The sequence below is a fragment of the Actinoplanes sp. CA-142083 genome (assembly GCF_050942195.1).
Taxonomy (GTDB): domain Bacteria; phylum Actinomycetota; class Actinomycetes; order Mycobacteriales; family Micromonosporaceae; genus Actinoplanes.
Genome location: NZ_CP192076.1, coordinates 59,003 through 74,130, shown reverse-complemented (window position 1 = coordinate 74,130; position 15,128 = coordinate 59,003). Strand labels below are relative to the sequence as shown.

At 70.0% G+C, this 15,128-nt stretch carries 15 protein-coding genes; 11 read left to right on the top strand and 4 right to left on the bottom strand.

Annotated elements, in window-relative coordinates:
• Positions 1 to 6: 6 nt before the first annotated feature.
• From ACQPZX_RS00345 to ACQPZX_RS00320, 6 genes are all read left to right on the top strand, one after another.
• Complete coding sequence (locus ACQPZX_RS00345) at positions 7 to 660, top strand: GntR family transcriptional regulator (RefSeq protein WP_433372704.1); 654 nt, start codon at positions 7 to 9, stop codon at positions 658 to 660.
• Complete coding sequence (locus ACQPZX_RS00340; protein WP_433372701.1) at positions 657 to 1,424, top strand: DUF1932 domain-containing protein; 768 nt, start codon at positions 657 to 659, stop codon at positions 1,422 to 1,424. Before ACQPZX_RS00345 ends, ACQPZX_RS00340 begins: the two co-directional genes overlap by 4 nt.
• 317 nt (positions 1,425 to 1,741) lie before the next feature.
• Positions 1,742 to 2,707 carry an ABC transporter substrate-binding protein gene (locus tag ACQPZX_RS00335; RefSeq protein ID WP_433372698.1) on the top strand — a complete coding sequence of 322 codons (966 nt, stop codon included), beginning with the start codon at positions 1,742 to 1,744 and terminating at the stop codon, positions 2,705 to 2,707.
• Positions 2,704 to 3,510: an ABC transporter permease gene (locus tag ACQPZX_RS00330; RefSeq protein WP_433372695.1), complete on the top strand. Its 807-nt coding sequence runs from the start codon at positions 2,704 to 2,706 to the stop codon at positions 3,508 to 3,510. Before ACQPZX_RS00335 ends, ACQPZX_RS00330 begins: the two co-directional genes overlap by 4 nt.
• The gene (locus ACQPZX_RS00325) at positions 3,507 to 4,286 is read left to right on the top strand and encodes an ABC transporter permease (RefSeq protein WP_433372692.1); all 780 of its coding nucleotides are present in this window, start codon (positions 3,507 to 3,509) and stop codon (positions 4,284 to 4,286) included. The genes ACQPZX_RS00330 and ACQPZX_RS00325 overlap by 4 nt, the downstream gene beginning before the upstream one ends.
• An 11-nt stretch (positions 4,287 to 4,297) precedes the next feature.
• Positions 4,298 to 5,077 (top strand): ABC transporter ATP-binding protein, encoded by a 780-nt coding sequence (locus tag ACQPZX_RS00320; RefSeq protein WP_433372689.1) that lies wholly within the window; start codon positions 4,298 to 4,300, stop codon positions 5,075 to 5,077.
• On the opposite strand, the gene ACQPZX_RS00315 is transcribed toward ACQPZX_RS00320, so the two are convergent.
• Both ACQPZX_RS00315 and ACQPZX_RS00310 read right to left on the bottom strand, forming a co-directional pair.
• Complete coding sequence (locus ACQPZX_RS00315) at positions 5,074 to 6,096, bottom strand: hemolysin family protein (RefSeq protein WP_433372686.1); 1,023 nt, start codon at positions 6,094 to 6,096, stop codon at positions 5,074 to 5,076. The two genes, ACQPZX_RS00320 and ACQPZX_RS00315, sit on opposite strands and share 4 nt — an antisense overlap.
• On the bottom strand, positions 6,089 to 7,426 hold the full coding sequence (locus tag ACQPZX_RS00310; protein ID WP_433386048.1) for a hemolysin family protein: 1,338 nt from the start codon (positions 7,424 to 7,426) through the stop codon (positions 6,089 to 6,091). Before ACQPZX_RS00310 ends, ACQPZX_RS00315 begins: the two co-directional genes overlap by 8 nt.
• A gap of 102 nt (positions 7,427 to 7,528) precedes the next feature.
• Between ACQPZX_RS00310 and ACQPZX_RS00305 the strand changes: the two genes are divergently transcribed.
• On the top strand, positions 7,529 to 8,194 hold the full coding sequence (locus tag ACQPZX_RS00305; protein WP_433372683.1) for a GOLPH3/VPS74 family protein: 666 nt from the start codon (positions 7,529 to 7,531) through the stop codon (positions 8,192 to 8,194).
• Here ACQPZX_RS00305 and ACQPZX_RS00300 read toward each other — a convergent pair.
• Entirely contained in the window at positions 8,191 to 10,320 is a 2,130-nt protein-coding gene (locus ACQPZX_RS00300; RefSeq protein WP_433386045.1) for a (Fe-S)-binding protein, read from the bottom strand. The genes ACQPZX_RS00305 and ACQPZX_RS00300 overlap by 4 nt on opposite strands.
• Positions 10,321 to 10,512: 192 nt before the next feature.
• Positions 10,513 to 10,776 carry a cell division protein CrgA gene (locus tag ACQPZX_RS00295; RefSeq protein ID WP_378975669.1) on the bottom strand — a complete coding sequence of 88 codons (264 nt, stop codon included), beginning with the start codon at positions 10,774 to 10,776 and terminating at the stop codon, positions 10,513 to 10,515.
• A 195-nt stretch (positions 10,777 to 10,971) separates the two neighbouring features.
• Here ACQPZX_RS00295 and ACQPZX_RS00290 point away from each other — a divergent pair, with 195 nt between their 5' ends.
• From ACQPZX_RS00290 to ACQPZX_RS00275, 4 genes are all read left to right on the top strand, one after another.
• The gene (locus ACQPZX_RS00290; RefSeq protein ID WP_433372680.1) at positions 10,972 to 11,778 is read left to right on the top strand and encodes a DUF881 domain-containing protein; all 807 of its coding nucleotides are present in this window, start codon (positions 10,972 to 10,974) and stop codon (positions 11,776 to 11,778) included.
• A 689-nt stretch (positions 11,779 to 12,467) separates the two neighbouring features.
• Positions 12,468 to 14,153, top strand: coding sequence for a class E sortase (locus tag ACQPZX_RS00285; protein WP_433372677.1), 1,686 nt, complete (start codon positions 12,468 to 12,470; stop codon positions 14,151 to 14,153).
• A 3-nt stretch (positions 14,154 to 14,156) separates the two neighbouring features.
• Positions 14,157 to 14,471 carry a hypothetical protein gene (locus tag ACQPZX_RS00280; protein WP_433372674.1) on the top strand — a complete coding sequence of 105 codons (315 nt, stop codon included), beginning with the start codon at positions 14,157 to 14,159 and terminating at the stop codon, positions 14,469 to 14,471.
• A gap of 1 nt (position 14,472) precedes the next feature.
• Positions 14,473 to 15,123, top strand: a complete 651-nt coding sequence (locus ACQPZX_RS00275) for an aminodeoxychorismate/anthranilate synthase component II (RefSeq protein ID WP_433372672.1) — start codon at positions 14,473 to 14,475, stop codon at positions 15,121 to 15,123.
• Positions 15,124 to 15,128: the final 5 nt, after the last annotated feature.

Sequence of the window (15,128 nt, the reverse complement as noted above, 5' to 3'; positions counted from 1 at the left end):
CGGACCTTGCCTGCCGACGATCAGAAAGCCCGCGACGCCCGGGACGCCCTCCGTGACGCGATCCTCAACGGGGAGTACCTGCCGGGCGAGCGGCTCGTGGAGGCGCAGCTCTGCGAGCGCCTGGGCGTCAGCCGCTTCAACGTGCGCGCCGCCCTGCAGGATCTCGCGGCGGACGGCCTGGTCAAGGTCGAGCGCAACAAGGGCGCGCACGTCCGCAAGGTGACCCTCGACGAGGCCGTCGAGATCACCGAGGTGCGGATGGTGCTGGAGGGCCTGGTCGCGGCGCGCGCCGCGGCCCGGGTGACCGACGCGCAGGCCAGCGAGCTCGACGAGATCGGCCTGCTGATGCGGCGGGCGGTCAACGCCGGCGAGTTCCGCCGCTACGGCGACCTCAACCAGCGGCTGCACGGGCTGATCCGCGACATCGCCGGGCATCAGACCGCGGAGACCATCATCGAGACGCTGCGCGGCCAGCTCGTCCGCCACCAGTTCATGATCTCGCTCCACCCCGGGCGCCCGGCGATCTCGCTGCCGCAGCACGAGCGGATCATCGAGGCGATCCGGGATCGGGATCCCAAGTCCGCGGAGTCCGCGATGCGCGAGCACATCGCCAGCGTGATCGAGGCGCTTCGCGACATCGACGCGACGGAGTTGCGATGATCATCGCTGTTCTGGGGCTGGGCGAGGCCGGCGGCCTCATCTCGGCCGGCCTGGCGGAAGCGGGCGCCCAGGTGCGGGGATACGACCCGAAGGTCGCGCCGCCGCCGGGTGTGCAGCAGTGCGGCAGTGACGCCGAGGCGTGCGAGGGCGCTGCACTGGTATTGAGTCTCAACAGCGCCGCCGACGCCCCTCAGGCCCTGGCTGAGGGGTTGCCCGGCTGTGCGCCCGGCACGCTCTGGGCCGACCTCAACACCGCCTCTCCCGCCGAGAAGCTCGCCTTGCAGGAGACAGCCGCCGATCGCGTACGCGTGGTGGACGTGGCCCTGATGTCCCCGGTCCCCGGGCACGGCCTGCTCACCCCGATGACCGCGAGCGGCCCGGCGGCAAGCGAATATGCGGCGGTCATGCGCCCGCTCGGCGCCGCGGTCGATGTGCTCGACGGACCGGTCGGCGCCGCCGCCACGCACAAGCTGCTGCGCAGCGTGTTCTACAAGGGACTCGCGGCCGCCGTGCTGGAGGCGACCGCGGCGGCCCGGGCCGCCGGCCTTTCCGAGTGGCTGCGCGGCAACATCGCCGAGGAGCTGATCCGGGCGGACTCCGCCACGCTCCAGCGCCTGCTCACCGGCTCGAAGACGCACGCCGTACGCCGGATCCACGAGATGGAGGCGGCCGAGCGCCTGCTCGGCGACCTCGGCGTCCCGGCCCGGGTCACCCGCGCGAGCCGGGACTGGCTGGCCGACCTGGCCGACGGCGCCGAACCCTGAGCCGCTACCCAAAGTCCACCTCGAAGCGATGTCGTCATGATTGTTAACAATCGTATCGGGGCCGTACGGGCGCGCCATCTGCCGTTTCGCATCAGCTCCGCTACGGCTCGGCAAAATCGTTGACAATCCTGTAACCGAGGCTCTAGCGTTCCAGCAGTGGCACGGGACACACCCGCGCCCTCAGTGGCACGCGCAACGGTCGCGGATATTGGTCTACGCGAATGGTAGATCCCTCGTCGTCGCGCTAAGTACCGATCAATTCCAACCAGTGGAAATATCCGGTCCGGCTTCGATGACGTAGAGGTTGCTGAGAAACCATGCTGAGAACACGGCTCATCGCATTGCTGACCGTCACTGCGCTGGCGGCCACCACGGCCGCCTGCGGTGGCTCGGACGACACTTCGGACAACAACTCCGCGGCGGGCTCGCCCGACAAGGTGAAGGTCGGCGTCATCCCGATCGTCGACGTGGCGCCCATCTACCTGGGCAAAGCCAAGGGCTTCTTCCAGAAGCAGAACATCGACCTGACGCTCGAGCAGGCCCAGGGCGGCGCCGCGATCGTGCCGGCCGTGGTCAGCGGGCAGTACCAGTTCGGCTTCAGCAACGTGACGTCGCTGCTCCTCGGCGCGTCCAAGAACGTGCCGGTCAAGGTCGTGGCCAACGGCAACAACGCCACGGCCGACGCCGCCAAGGACTTCAGCGGCCTGCTCGTCAAGGACCCGGCCATCACCCGCCCCAAGGACCTCGAGGGCAAGACGGTCGCCGCCAACACGCTGAAGAACATCGTGGCCACCTCGGTGAACGAGATCGTCCGCAAGGACGGCGGCGACCCGACGAAGGTCAAGTACGTCGAGGTCGCGTTCCCCGACCAGGCGGCCGCGCTCGAGGGCGGCCGGGTCCAGGCGATCTTCCTGGTCGAGCCGTTCGTGTCGTCGGTGAAGCCGAAGGGCTGGAAGCAGCTCGGCTCGTTCGCCACCGTCAGCCCGAACCTCATGATCGCGGACTACTTCACCTCGGCTCAGCTGCTCGGCGAGAAGCCCGACCTGGCCAAGCGCTTCACCGCGGCCCTGAAGGAGTCGCTGGCCTACGCCGACGCCCACCCCGACGAGGTGCGGCAGATCGTCACCACCTACACGACGATCAAGGCGGACGCCGTGGCAGCCATGACCCTGCCGCAGTACAAGGCCGAGGTCGACACGGCCTCGTTGGACCTCATGAACAGCCTGATGGTCAAGGACGGCCTGCTCACGGCCCCGGTCGACACCTCGAAGCTCCTGCAGTGACGACTTCGCACGGAACCCTGCGCAGGGTCGGAGACTCTCCGGCCCTGCTCGGGCTCGTGGGGCTCGTCGCCTTCGGCGCGCTTCTGGAGATCCTGCCGCGGGTGGGCGTGCTCCCCGCCGAGTACTTCCCGCCGGCCAGCAGGATCGTGAGCGCGCTGGCCGATGAGTTCGGCCGCGCCGGCTTCTGGCAGGCGGTCTTCGGCACCGTGGCGACCTGGCTGCTCGGCCTCGCGATCGCGGTCGTGGCCGGCATCGTGCTCGGCATCGTCATCGGCTCCATCCCGGCGCTGCGGCTCGCCACCGCGTCGACCATCGAGTTCCTCCGGCCGATCCCCTCGGTGGCGCTGCTGCCGCTGGCGATCGTGCTGTTCAGCGCCCCGATCCGGTCGATCCTGCTGTTGGTCGTCTACGCGTCGTTCTGGCAGGTGCTGATCCAGGTGCTGCACGGTGTGGCCGACGTCGATCCGGTCGCCCGCGAGACCGCGGCGTCCTACCGGCTCGGCCGCTGGCGTCAGGCGCGCTATCTGGTCTGGCCGACCACATTGCCGTACGCGATGACGGGCATCCGCCTCGCCGCGTCGGTGGCCCTGGTCCTCACCATCACCGGCGAGCTGCTGATCGGCGGCACCAAGGGCATCGGCGAGGAGATCAACGTCGCGCAGAGCAGCATCGCGGTGCCGTCGATGTACGCGTTGATCGTCGTCGCCGGTCTCATCGGCCTGGCCGCCAACCTCGCCACCCGCCGCGCCGAGCGCTGGGTGCTCGCCTGGCACCCGTCGGTCCGAAGGGAGCTCCCCCTGTGACCCGCCTTCTCGGCCGGGCCGGCCTGCTCCTCGGCCTCCCGGTGATCCTGCTGGTCACCTGGTGGTTCGCCAGCGCCGGCAGCAAAAGCTTCTACCAGCCGCCGCTGGAAACGATCATCAAGGTCTTCCCGGACACGTGGACCGCGGAGCGGTTCCGCGAGGACGTGCTGCCGAGCATCATCCGGCTGTTCATCGGGTACGGCCTGGCCCTGTTCCTCGGCATCGCGCTCGGCGTGCTGATCGGCGCCAACCGCCGGCTGCGCTCGCTCGTCGAGCCGATCCTCGAGTTCCTCCGGGCGATCCCGCCGCCGGTGCTGGTGCCGATCCTGATTCTCATCGCCGGCATCGGCAACCCGACCAAGGTGCTCGTCATCGTGGTCGGCGGCATCTGGCCGGTCCTGCTGAACACTGTGGAGGGTGTGCGCGGCGTCGACGAGGTCCTCGCCGACACCTGCCGCAGCTACAAGATCCGCGGCTGGCTGCGGATGCGCACCTTCATCCTGCGCGCGGCGAGCCCGCAGATCGTCGTCGGCGCCCGCCAGGCGCTGTCGATCTGCATCATCATGATGGTCATCGGCGAGCTGCTCGGCGCCACCAACGGCCTCGGGTACACGGTCGTCGAGTTCCAGCGCGGCTTCCAGATCCCCGAGATGTGGAGCGGCGTGTTCGTGCTCGGACTGCTAGGCGTGCTGCTGTCGCTGGCCTTCACCCTGGTCGAGCGGCGAGTCTTGAACTGGTACCACGGAGCGCGCGCCGCCGAGCGCAGCGGACATTAGGGAGAACGGCAATGCTGGAGATCCAGTCCCTGCGCAAGACGTACGGCGGTCAGGGCCGCGTCGTCGAGGCGATCGGCGACATCACGCTGACCGTGGACGACGGCCAGTTCGCCTGCGTCGTCGGCCCGTCCGGCTGCGGCAAGACCACGCTGCTGCGCTGCCTCGGCGGGCTGCTCACCCCCACCTCCGGCGAGGTGAAGGTGAGCGGCCAGGCGGTGACCGGCCCGCCCGACGGCCTCGCGATCGTCTTCCAGGAGTACGGCCGCAGCCTGTTCCCGTGGCTACGCGTCGCCGAGAACATCGAGCTTCCGCTCAAGTCCAAAGGCATCGCCAAGGCCGAACGGCGCAAGCTCGTCGCCGAGTCGCTCAAGGCGGTCAGCCTCGGCGACGCCGGCAAGGCGTACCCGTGGCAGCTCTCCGGCGGCATGCAGCAGCGCGTCGCGATCGCCCGCGCGATCGCCTTCCAGCCCAAGGTCATGCTCATGGACGAGCCGTTCGCGGCGGTCGACGCGCAGACCCGGGCCGACCTGGAAGACCTGGTCCGATCGGTGTGGAAGCAGTTCGGGATGACGATGCTGTTCGTCACCCACGACATCGACGAGGCCGTCTATTTGGGCGAGCGGGTTGTCGTGCTCTCGTCGTCGCCGACGCACGTGCTGGAAAACCTCGACATCGACCTCCCCGACGAGCGCGACCAGCTCAAGACCCGCTCGGACGCGCGATTCGTCGAGCTGCGGTCACACGTCTACGCCCGCATCCAGGAGGCGAAGGGCGCGGCAACTGCCTCCTAGGCCAGGGCGTGGCCCGGCTCGCCGACCACGGCGTGGATCACGTCGTCCAGCGTGATCACGCCGAGTGGGCGCCGGCCGTCGCTGACCAGCACGATGTGCAGGCGGTCGCGGCGCATGGCGAGCAGCAGGTCGGCGAGCGTCCGCTCCGGGGGCACCACCGCGAGCGGGCGGATGATGTCGGACGGGATCGGGAGGCGGCGCTGCCCCGCCGCGTACCCGAGGATGTCTTTGACGTGCACGAAGCCCAGCACCCGGCGGGTTTCCCGCTGCACCACGGGAAAGCGCGAGCGGCCCGTGCGGGTCGAGATCGCCTCGATGGTCGCCGGTGACACGTCCTCGGCGACCGTGGTCACGCCCGACCAGGGGCGCAGCGTGTCGGCGGCGGTGCGGTCGTTGAGCCCGAGGGCGGCGTGGATCCGGGCGTACTGCTCCGTGCCGAGCAGGCCCTCGCTGCGCGCCTGGGTGACCATGCCGGCCAGCTCCTCGGCGGTGAAGACGGTCTTGACCGCGTCGGTGGCCTCGACCTTCCACAGCTTGAGCACCGTGCGCGAGGCCCAGCGCATCGCGTTGAGCAGCGGCTTGGTCGCGGTGCAGAACGCCAGCATGAACGGGCCGAGGATCAGCGCCGCGCGCTCGGGACCGGCCAGCGTGATGTTCTTGGGGACCATCTCGCCGATGACTGTGTGCAGGTAGACGACCACGATCAGGGCCAGCACGAACGAGACCGGGTGCAGCATGTCCTCGGGGAGGCCGAGCGCGCCGAACGGGCCCTCCAGCACGTGGGCGAGGGCGGGCTCGGCGATCGCGCCCAGGCCGAGCGAGCAGACCGTGATGCCGAGCTGAGCTCCGGCGATCATCAGCGGGATCTGGTTCATCGCCGACAGCGCCCAGCGGGCGGGCCGGGAGGTGGCGGCGAGCGGCTCGAGGGCGGTGCGGCGGGAGGCGATCAGCGCGAACTCGCCGCCGACGAACACGCCGTTGCCGATCAACAGCAGGATGGTGACCAGGATTTTAGTCATCGACGGACTCCGGCGTAGGCGCGACGACCCGCACCTGCTCGATGCGGTGCCGGTCGACCTCCATCACGGTGAACTCCCAGCCGCGCTCCTCGAGCGACTCGCCCACCACCGGGATGTGGCCCAGCCGGGCGAGCAGGAAGCCGGCCAGCGTCTCGTACGGCCCCTCGGGCAGCGTGAACCCGGTCTGCTCCATCAGCTCGTCCTCACGCAGCAGCCCGTCCACCAGGAACGTCTTGCCGCCGCTCGGCGCGGTCAGCTCCTGCGCGCCGGCCTCCTCGACGTCGGTGTCGTACTCGTCGGTGATCTCGCCGACCAGCTCCTCGATCAGGTCCTCGACAGTGACGACGCCGTCGGTGCCGCCGTACTCGTCGACCACGATCGCCAGGTCGGCGTCCGCCGCGCGCAGGGCCGCGAGAACCCGGTCGAGGCCGAGGCTCTCCGGCACGTACACGGGCTCCTTGGCAATCGTCGCGACGTGCGTCGCGGCACGGCGCTCGAGTGGCACCCCGAGCGCGTCCGGCACCCCGACCACCCCCATGACCACGTCGATCGTGTTCTCGTAGACGGGGAAGCGGGTGTGCCCCGTGTCGCGGGAGACCGCGATGAGGTCGGCGACGCTCGCGGTGGTCTTGAGCCCGACCACGTCGACCCGCGGGGTCATGGCCTTGGCCGCGCGCTTCTCGCCGAAGCGGATCGTGCGGCGCAGCAGCGTCGCGGTCTCGTTGGGCAGCGCGCCGGCCCGGGCGCTGATCGCGGCGAGCAGGCCCAGCTCCTCGGGCGAGCGGGCACTGGCCAGCTCCTCCTGCGGCTCGATGCCGATCCGGCGGACCAGCCAGTTCGCCGATCCGTTGAGCGCCGCGATCAGCCACTTGAAGAGCCGCGAGAAGGTGCGCAGCGGCGCCGCGGTCGCCAGCGCGATCGGCATCGGCCGGGCCAGCGCCGCGTTCTTGGGCACCAGCTCGCCGAAGAGCATCGACAGCAGCGTGGCGACGATCAGCGCGAGCGCGTGGGTGATCCCCGCGGTGGCGTCCCCGGCGATCGGCTTGATCAACGGGTCGAAGAGCTTCGAGAGGGCCGGCTCGGCCAGGTAACCGGTGAGGATCGTGGCCAGCGTGATGCCGAGCTGGGTGCCGGAGAGCTGGAACGAGAGGTTGTGCAGGACGTGCTGCACGGTGCGGGCCCGGCGATCTCCCTCGCCCGCGCGGGTGTCGATCTCGGCCCGGTCGACCGTGACGAGCCCGAACTCGGCCGCCACGAAGAACGCGTTCGCCGCCGTGAGCAGCGCGAACGCCGCCAATGGGAGCACCGCGGTCAGGAGCACGCCGTCCATGATCGGTTTCACCTCGGTCCTCATTGTGCCGGACCGGCCATTCGCATGCGTGAACACGGGCGCGTGAAGTACGTGTGCCGCACCACCCGCTACCGTCGAAGGATGAGCCTTCCCGAGGAGTTCCTGCTGCTGGCCTACGACGAGGACGGCACGCCGCTGACGGACGGCACCCGCCTGGACAACGGTCTGGGCGGCGCGATCCTGCTGGAGCTGGCGCTGGCCCGCCGGGTGGACATCGAGGACAAAAGGGTGGTGGTCGTCGATCGCGGGCCGATCGGGGACGCGCTCGTCGACGAGGCGCTCGCCCGGATCGCCGAGGAGAAGCCTCGCAAACCCGGCCACTGGGTCACGAAGCTCTCCAAGCAGGCCCGCCCTCGCATCCTCGAGAAGCTGGTCGCCGACGGCGTGCTCACCGTCGAGAAGGACCGGGTGCTCTGGGTCTTCCCCCGCACGAAGTACCCGTCAGCGAACGGCGTGCCCCCGGCCGTCGAGGCCGAGGCCCGCGAGCGGATCCGCGCGGCGGTGCTCGGCACCGGCGAGGTCGAGCCACATACAGCGGCGCTCTGCGCCCTGGTCGCCGCCACCGAGCTCGACCGCAAGATCCTCACCGGGGTCGACCGCAAGCGGGTGACGGCACGGCTCAAGGAGATCGGCGAGGGCGCGTGGGCCGCCGACGCGGTGCGCAAGACGATCGAGGAGATCCAGGCCGCCGTGATGGTCGCGATCATCGCGTCGACCACCGCGGCGACCGCGGGATCGTCGGCCTAGGCGTCCTGCTTGAGCGAGCGCAGCAGGACGGTCGCCACGTCGACGACCTCGACGTTGTCCTGCTGGGCCTTCGCGGTGACGCCGTCGCCGATCATCGTGTAGCAGAACGGGCAGCCGACGGCGATGGTCTTGGCGCCGGTGGAGAGGGCTTCCTCGGTGCGCTCGATGTTGATGCGCTTGCCGATCTTCTCCTCCATCCACATCCGGGCGCCGCCGGCGCCGCAGCAGAAGGATCGCTCCTGGTTACGCGGCATCTCCACGATGTTCGCCGCCTCACCGAGGACCTCGCGGGGAGCGTCGAAGACCCGGTTGTGCCGGCCCAGGTAGCAGGGATCGTGGTAGGTGACGTCGCCGTCGACCTTCTGCACCGGGGTGAGCTTGCCGGTGGCGACCAGGTGGGCCAGCAGCTGGGTGTGGTGCACGACCTCGACCTTGAGGCCGAGTTGCTCGTACTCGTTGCCGAGGGTGTTGAAGCAGTGCGGGCAGGTCGCGACGATCTTTTTGACCTTGGCCTCTTGCAGGGTCTCGACGTTCTGCTGGGCGAGCATCTGGAAGACGAACTCGTTGCCGATCCGGCGCGCGGGGTCACCCGTACACGTCTCGCCCTCGCCCAGAATGGCGAAATCGACGCCCGCCTCATGCAGCAGCTTGGCCACCGCCTGGGTGGTCTTCTTCGCCCGGTCCTCGAAGGCGCCCGCGCAACCGACCCAGAACAGGTACTCGAAGTCTTCGGTCTCGCCGACCCGCGGCACCTCGAAGTCCAGGCCCTTGGTCCAGTCCTCGCGAGTGTTCTGCGGGGCGCCCCACGGGTTGCCCTTGTTCTCCAGGTTGCGCAGCATCACGCCGGCCTCGGAAGGGAAGCTCGACTCGATCAGCACCTGGTAGCGGCGCATGTCGACGATGTGGTCGACGTGCTCGATGTCGACCGGGCACTGCTCGACGCAGGCGCCGCAAGTGGTGCACGACCAGAGCACGTCGGGGTCGATGATCCCGTTCTCGTCGGCGCCCCCGATCAGCGGCCGCTCCGACTCCGCCATCGCCAGCACGTCCACCTTGGCGAGCTGGTCCTGGGTGGCCTTCTCCTCACCGGTGAGGTCCTTGCCGCCGCCGGCCAGAAGATAAGGCGCTTTCGCGTACGCGTGATCGCGCAGTGACAGAACGAGCAGCTTCGGCGAGAGGGGCTTGGCGGTGTTCCACGCCGGGCACTGCGACTGGCACCGTCCGCACTCCGTACACGTGGAGAAGTCCAGAAGACCCTTCCAGGTGAACTGCTCCACCGCGGCGACGCCGAACTGGTCCTTCTCGGGGTCGGCCTCCTCGAAGTCGAGCGGCTTGCCCTCGCTCATCATCGGCCGCAGCGCGCCCAGGCCGGAACCGGCCGGCTTCTCGGGGCTGCGCTTGAAGAAGATGTTGAAGAACGCCAGGAAGCGGTGCCAGGCCACGCCCATCGTCGGGTTCAGCCCGATGGTGATCAGCCAGCCCATCGAGATCAGCAGCTTGACCAGCGCAACCCAGGTCGGGCCATCCTCGGCTGCCGGCAGGACGTTGCCGACCGCGTGCGACAGGGGGGTCGCCCAGGCCGGGAACTCGAAGGTGTCGTTGGCGACCTTGAAGCCCCGGATCAAGAACCCGCAGACGAGTACGCCGAGGATGACGCCCTCGACGAAGTAGGCCTGCCACATCGTCGAGCCCAGGAACCGGCTTTTCGGGGCTCTGATCGCCTTTTGGCGCACGAAGATCAAGTAGAGGATGCCGGCCAGGCCGAGGATGCCGATCCACTCGGTGACCAGGCCGTACGGCAGCCAGTGCCCGACGATCGGCAGGCCGCCCTCGGGGTCGACGACCTCGAAGTACGCCTCGACCACCAGCAGGAACAGGATCATGAAGGAGACCATCACGAACCAGTGGGCCGCGCCGATCGCCGACCACTTGAGCATCCGGGTGTGACCCAGCGTCTCCCGCAGCATCGTCGTCGTCCTCTTTTTAGGATCGACGAACCGCTCGGGGGCGGGCTGACCCTGCCGGATCACCGCCGTGATGGTCAGGACCGCACGCACCGCCAGCACGACAGCCGTGATCGTGACGGCGCCGGCCAGGACGGTGGCGACTATCTGCGCGATCCCCATCTGCGTTGCCTCCTCGATCGGCTGCCCTATGTTACCCATGAGTAATAGGCGGTCTCAACTTGCACTGTCAGTGCATATTGTTGAGATCTATCAAGGGCACAGCCGGGGCGCGAAAGCGCACCCCACTGCGTTAGCGGGGTGCGCTTAAACAGACGAAGGTCACATTACCTGCACTAAGCGGGCATCGCGGGCCTATCGCCAGCGGGACAAAATGCCCAGCGAGGCAACCATGCAGCCGAAACCGACCGCGAGGTTCCAGTACGACCATGACTCGACCGGCCACTTCTGCGAGGACAGGTAGTAGACGACGAGCCAGGCGATGCCCACCACGATGAGGGTGACCGCGGTGATCGGCAGCCAGGTCGGGCTCGGCTTCTTGGACGCCGCCGCCACCGCCGGACGGACGTCCGTCGGCGGGGTGTAGACCTTCTTCTTGCGAACCTGAGACTTCGGCACGGTGCTCTCCTGAAGGGCAACAAGTGGTGAACAACCCACCGCTGAGCGGCTCGGGATGCCCCGATTGCTGCCCGTGGCGAATACTGTTCGACAGCTAGCGTAGTCAAGGCGGCGCGCAGAGAGGCACCCGCCAGGCGAGGAAAATGCCCGGCGGGTCATTTCGGGAGGCTGTGCCCTCCGAAAGGATGGCGAGACTTGGAGTACACGACCGGCGCGCCGTCGTGGCGGCTCGTCCTGCGGCGTGCGCTCAGGGGGTTGCGACCCCGAACGGGTGGCTCGCGCACCCGTTGGACGGTCGGCGTGCCGCTCATCGCTCTCGTCGCCGGCCTGCTGTTCACCACGTCGGCGCGCACCGCCGACGGCACCCAGCTGCGTGACGACCGGCGGCCCCAGCTCGCCCAGCTCATCACCGACAAGCAGGTGCGCCTCGACGCCCGGGAGAAGACGGCGGCCAAGCTGCGCGCCGAGGTCGACCAGGACACGGCCCGGCTCGCCGAGGTCGACCAGCCGGTCAAGGACGCACGGGAGCGGGCCGACGCGCTGCGGGCCACGGCCGGGTTCACCGCGCTGCGCGGGCCGGGCGTCACCGTCGTCCTCAACGACTCGCCCCGGCGCGGCGCCGACCTGGGCCCCAACGCGCCCGAGAACGACGACCTCGTCGTCCACCAGGGTGACGTTCAGGCGGTCGTGAACGCCCTCTGGGCAGGTGGGGCCGAGGTAATGTCGATCATGGATGTCCGCGTCATCTCGACCAGCGCGGTACGCTGTGTCGGCAACACGCTGCTACTTCATGGCCAGGTCTTCTCACCACCATTCAAGATCACGGCGATTGGCGAACCCACAGCGATGCATCGCGCGTTGGAATCCGCGGAGGGAGTCCAGCAATTCCGGGATGCGGTCGCCGACTTCGGCCTCGGCTACACGGAAACCGTGGAGAGGAACGTGACTGTGCGGGCGTACGACGGGTCGAGTGACCTCCGATCCGCTCGGGTTGCCGAGTAATGACGGATCCGGACACCCCACCGGCGGGTAACAATTCGGGCCGGCACCGCGCTCCCGACGGTGACGCCCAGACGGCGTACATCCCGCGGATAACCGACGCGTCCCCCGACGGCGTGCCCGGCGGCCCGCTAGCGCCCCAGGTCGGCCTGGGCGCCCCCGCCACGCCGCCCGCCGCAGCCGCTCCGCCACCCGCCGCCCACCCGACGCCGCCCGCGGCCGCCCACCCAATGTCGCCGCCCGCGGCCGCCCACCCAATGTCGCCGCCCGCGGCCGCCCGGCCGATGTCGCCGCCGCCCATGGCTGCCCGGCCCACGTCGCCGCCGCCATCAACGCAGGCGGCCACCCCGGCAGTTGCGGCGGCCCGGCCCGTGCCGCCGATTGCCCCTCCCGTGGGCACCGCTCGACCCGTGCCCCCAGCGCCCGGCCAGCCGGTAGTTGCTCCCGTGGCCGCCGCCCGGTCGATGCCGCCCGCCCAGCCGGTCGCTCCTCCCGCGACCGCCGCCCGGTCAGTGCCCCCCGGCCAACCGGTCGCTCCTCCGGTGGGCGCCGCGCGGTCGGCGCCTAACCAGCCGGTTGCCCCTCCCGCGGCCGCCGCCCGGCCAGTGCCGCCGCCGACCGCCCAACCTTCGCTCACGCCAGCCTCGACAGCGCAGCCCGCGGTCGCGCAGCCGTCGGCGGCCGAGACCGCGGTGATCGGCACCGACGCCGCTGCGGAGCGTCGCATCGCGGCCGTCCGTGACAACTACACGCAGCCGACAAACCCGCACGTTTCGACCAATGTGCCCAGCCTCTCGTCCTCGATCGACGAGGTCCACGCCGCAGCCGCGGCCGCCCGTCGCCGCGAGCCCGAGCCGCAGGCGCCGAGCGCACCGGTCGACGACTCCTTCAGCTTCTTCGGCGGCGCGCCCGGCAGCGACGCGACCACCGGCGGCCCGGCGCGAACCGGCCACGACGTCAACCTGCGCTCATCCCCGGCGGCCGCCTATCCGCCGCCGGCGCGCGCTCACAGCGACGGCTTCCCGCACCCACCGGCAAATCCTCAGACACCGGTCAGCCCGGCCACGCCCGGCTACCCCCAGGCGCGCTCCGCCGCCCCGGCCTACTCCGCGGCGGCGTCCTACGGAGCTACCCAGCCGCTGTCGAGCACGCCCCCGGCCTCGGTCACGCAGCCTCTCCCCACCACGCCACCGCCGATCTCGGCCACCCAGCCACTCTCGCCCGCGCACAACGCCACCCAGCCCTTGCCCGCCGCGCACAACGGCAACCAGGGTCACCCGAGCGCCCACAACGGCACCCAGCCGTTCCCCGCCGGGCACAACGGCGCGCGGCAGGACCCCAACGAGACGGCGCTGATCCGCACTACGGACGCGCCCACCGGCGTACTCCCCTCGGTGCAACCGCAAGCCGCCACCCAGCCGCCACCCGCGCTCAAAGCCCCAACCGCCCTCATGTCCGCGGTCCCGGGTCTTGCGGCGAAGGCCGCGATGGCCGGCGCCGACCCCGACGCCGCCCTGGGCGCCGCCGCCGCGCCCCCGGTCCGCCCGGGCGGCCCCGACAAGGCCCCTGCGCCCACCGAGGAGTCCGACGACGTGCAGGCGAAACGCGGCGAGCGGGTGGTCAAGCTGCGTCCCGAGCAGACCGACGAGGGCTACAAGAGCGTCTACTCCGAGCTCACCCGCCCGACGGTCGGCTCGCGGATCCGGACCGGCATCCGCGTCTCCGGCGAGCTGATGATCACCTTCGGGCTGATCGTGCTGCTGTTCGCGGGCTACGAGGTCTTCGGCAACTCGGCGAAGGTGCAGGACGAGCAGAACGCCCTGACCGACGAGCTCGACCAGCAATGGAACGACCCGACCGTGGGCCCGTCGGCCGCCCCCACCACGCAGGGACCGGCCGCGCCCGGCGCCAGCCTCGTCGGCCGGCTGTACATCCCGAAGCTCGACAAGGAGTGGGTCGTCGTCAATGGCGTCCGCCCGCAGGACATCAAGTACGCCCCCGGCCACTACCCGGACACCGCGATGCCCGGCCAGGTCGGCAACTTCTCGGTCGCCGGCCACCGCATCCGCAAGATTTTCTGGCGGCTCGACGAGCTCAAACCGGGTGACGTGATCGGCGTGGAGACCCGCGACTTCTGGTACGTCTACAAGGTCTACGGCCACGAGGTGGTGACGCCCGACGCGGTCGAGGTCGTCGCCCCGGTGCCCGACAAGCCCGGCGTGAAACCGTCGAAGGCGCTGCTCACGCTGACCACCTGCAATCCGAAGTTCAACAACTATCAGCGGCTCATCGTGCACGCCGAGCTGGCGTCGAAGGTGCCGCGCAACCAGTCCCTGGCCGATGCCGGCATGCCGGCCGAGATGAAGACGAAGGCGTAGGCGATGTACGCCTGGATCTGGCGCAAACTCCCGTTCGGCATCTGGGGCAAGCTGGCCGGCTCGATCGGCTTGACCGTGGCCACCGTCGCCCTGCTCTGGTACGTGGTCTTCCCGTGGGCGACCCCGCTGCTGCCCTTCGACGACGTGCAGGTCGGGGCCGGGACCGAGCAGGGTCCGGCTCAGGAGGACCCCAACGCGGTCACCTCGGACAGCGACACCGGTCCCGACTCGATCCCTTACAGCACCGAGTCCAACGCCCCGCACCCTTCGACTTCCGCGACGCCCAAGAAGACGTCGACCGGCCTTCCAGGTGACTGACGTGCGCATTCTCGTGATCGACAACTACGACTCGTTCGTCTTCAACCTGGTGCAGTACCTGGGCCAGCTCGGCGCCGAGTGCGAGGTGCGGCGCAACGACGAGATCAGCGTGGCCGACGTCGGCACCTTCGGCGCCGCCGGCATTCTTCTCTCGCCGGGGCCGGGCACGCCGGAGCGCGCCGGCATCATGATGGAGACAATTCGGGCGTACGCCGGAAAAGTCCCCATGTTCGGCGTGTGCCTCGGTCATCAGGCCATCGGGGCCGCCTTCGGCGCCACCGTGACCCGCGCTCCCGAGCTGCTGCACGGCAAGACCTCCGAGGTCCGCCACACCGGCGCCGGCGTGCTCGCGGGTCTCCCCGATCCGTTCACCGCGACCCGCTACCACTCGCTGGCCGTGCTCCCGGAGACGCTGCCCGACGAGATCGAGGTGACCGGCCGCACCGATTCGGGCGTCGTGATGGCCATGCGCCACCGCACGCTGCCGATCGAGGGCGTCCAGTTCCACCCCGAGTCGGTGCTCACCGAGGGCGGCCACACCATGCTGGCGAACTGGCTGGCCTCCTGCGGCCTGCCCTCGGCCCTGGAAAAGGCGCCGCCGCTCGCCGCCGAGGTCGAGTCCCGGCGCCGAGCGGCGTTCGCTACCGCTTAGTCGTC

Coding starts and splice junctions, on each gene's coding strand:
- ACQPZX_RS00340 (WP_433372701.1), top strand. CDS start 657: ATGATCATCGCTGTTCTGGGGCTGGGCGAGGCCGGCGGCCTCATCTCG.
- ACQPZX_RS00310 (WP_433386048.1), bottom strand. CDS start 7,426: ATGGACGGCGTGCTCCTGACCGCGGTGCTCCCATTGGCGGCGTTCGCG.
- ACQPZX_RS00305 (WP_433372683.1), top strand. CDS start 7,529: ATGAGCCTTCCCGAGGAGTTCCTGCTGCTGGCCTACGACGAGGACGGC.
- ACQPZX_RS00335 (WP_433372698.1), top strand. CDS start 1,742: ATGCTGAGAACACGGCTCATCGCATTGCTGACCGTCACTGCGCTGGCG.
- ACQPZX_RS00300 (WP_433386045.1), bottom strand. CDS start 10,320: ATGGGGATCGCGCAGATAGTCGCCACCGTCCTGGCCGGCGCCGTCACG.
- ACQPZX_RS00280 (WP_433372674.1), top strand. CDS start 14,157: ATGTACGCCTGGATCTGGCGCAAACTCCCGTTCGGCATCTGGGGCAAG.
- ACQPZX_RS00320 (WP_433372689.1), top strand. CDS start 4,298: ATGCTGGAGATCCAGTCCCTGCGCAAGACGTACGGCGGTCAGGGCCGC.
- ACQPZX_RS00315 (WP_433372686.1), bottom strand. CDS start 6,096: ATGACTAAAATCCTGGTCACCATCCTGCTGTTGATCGGCAACGGCGTG.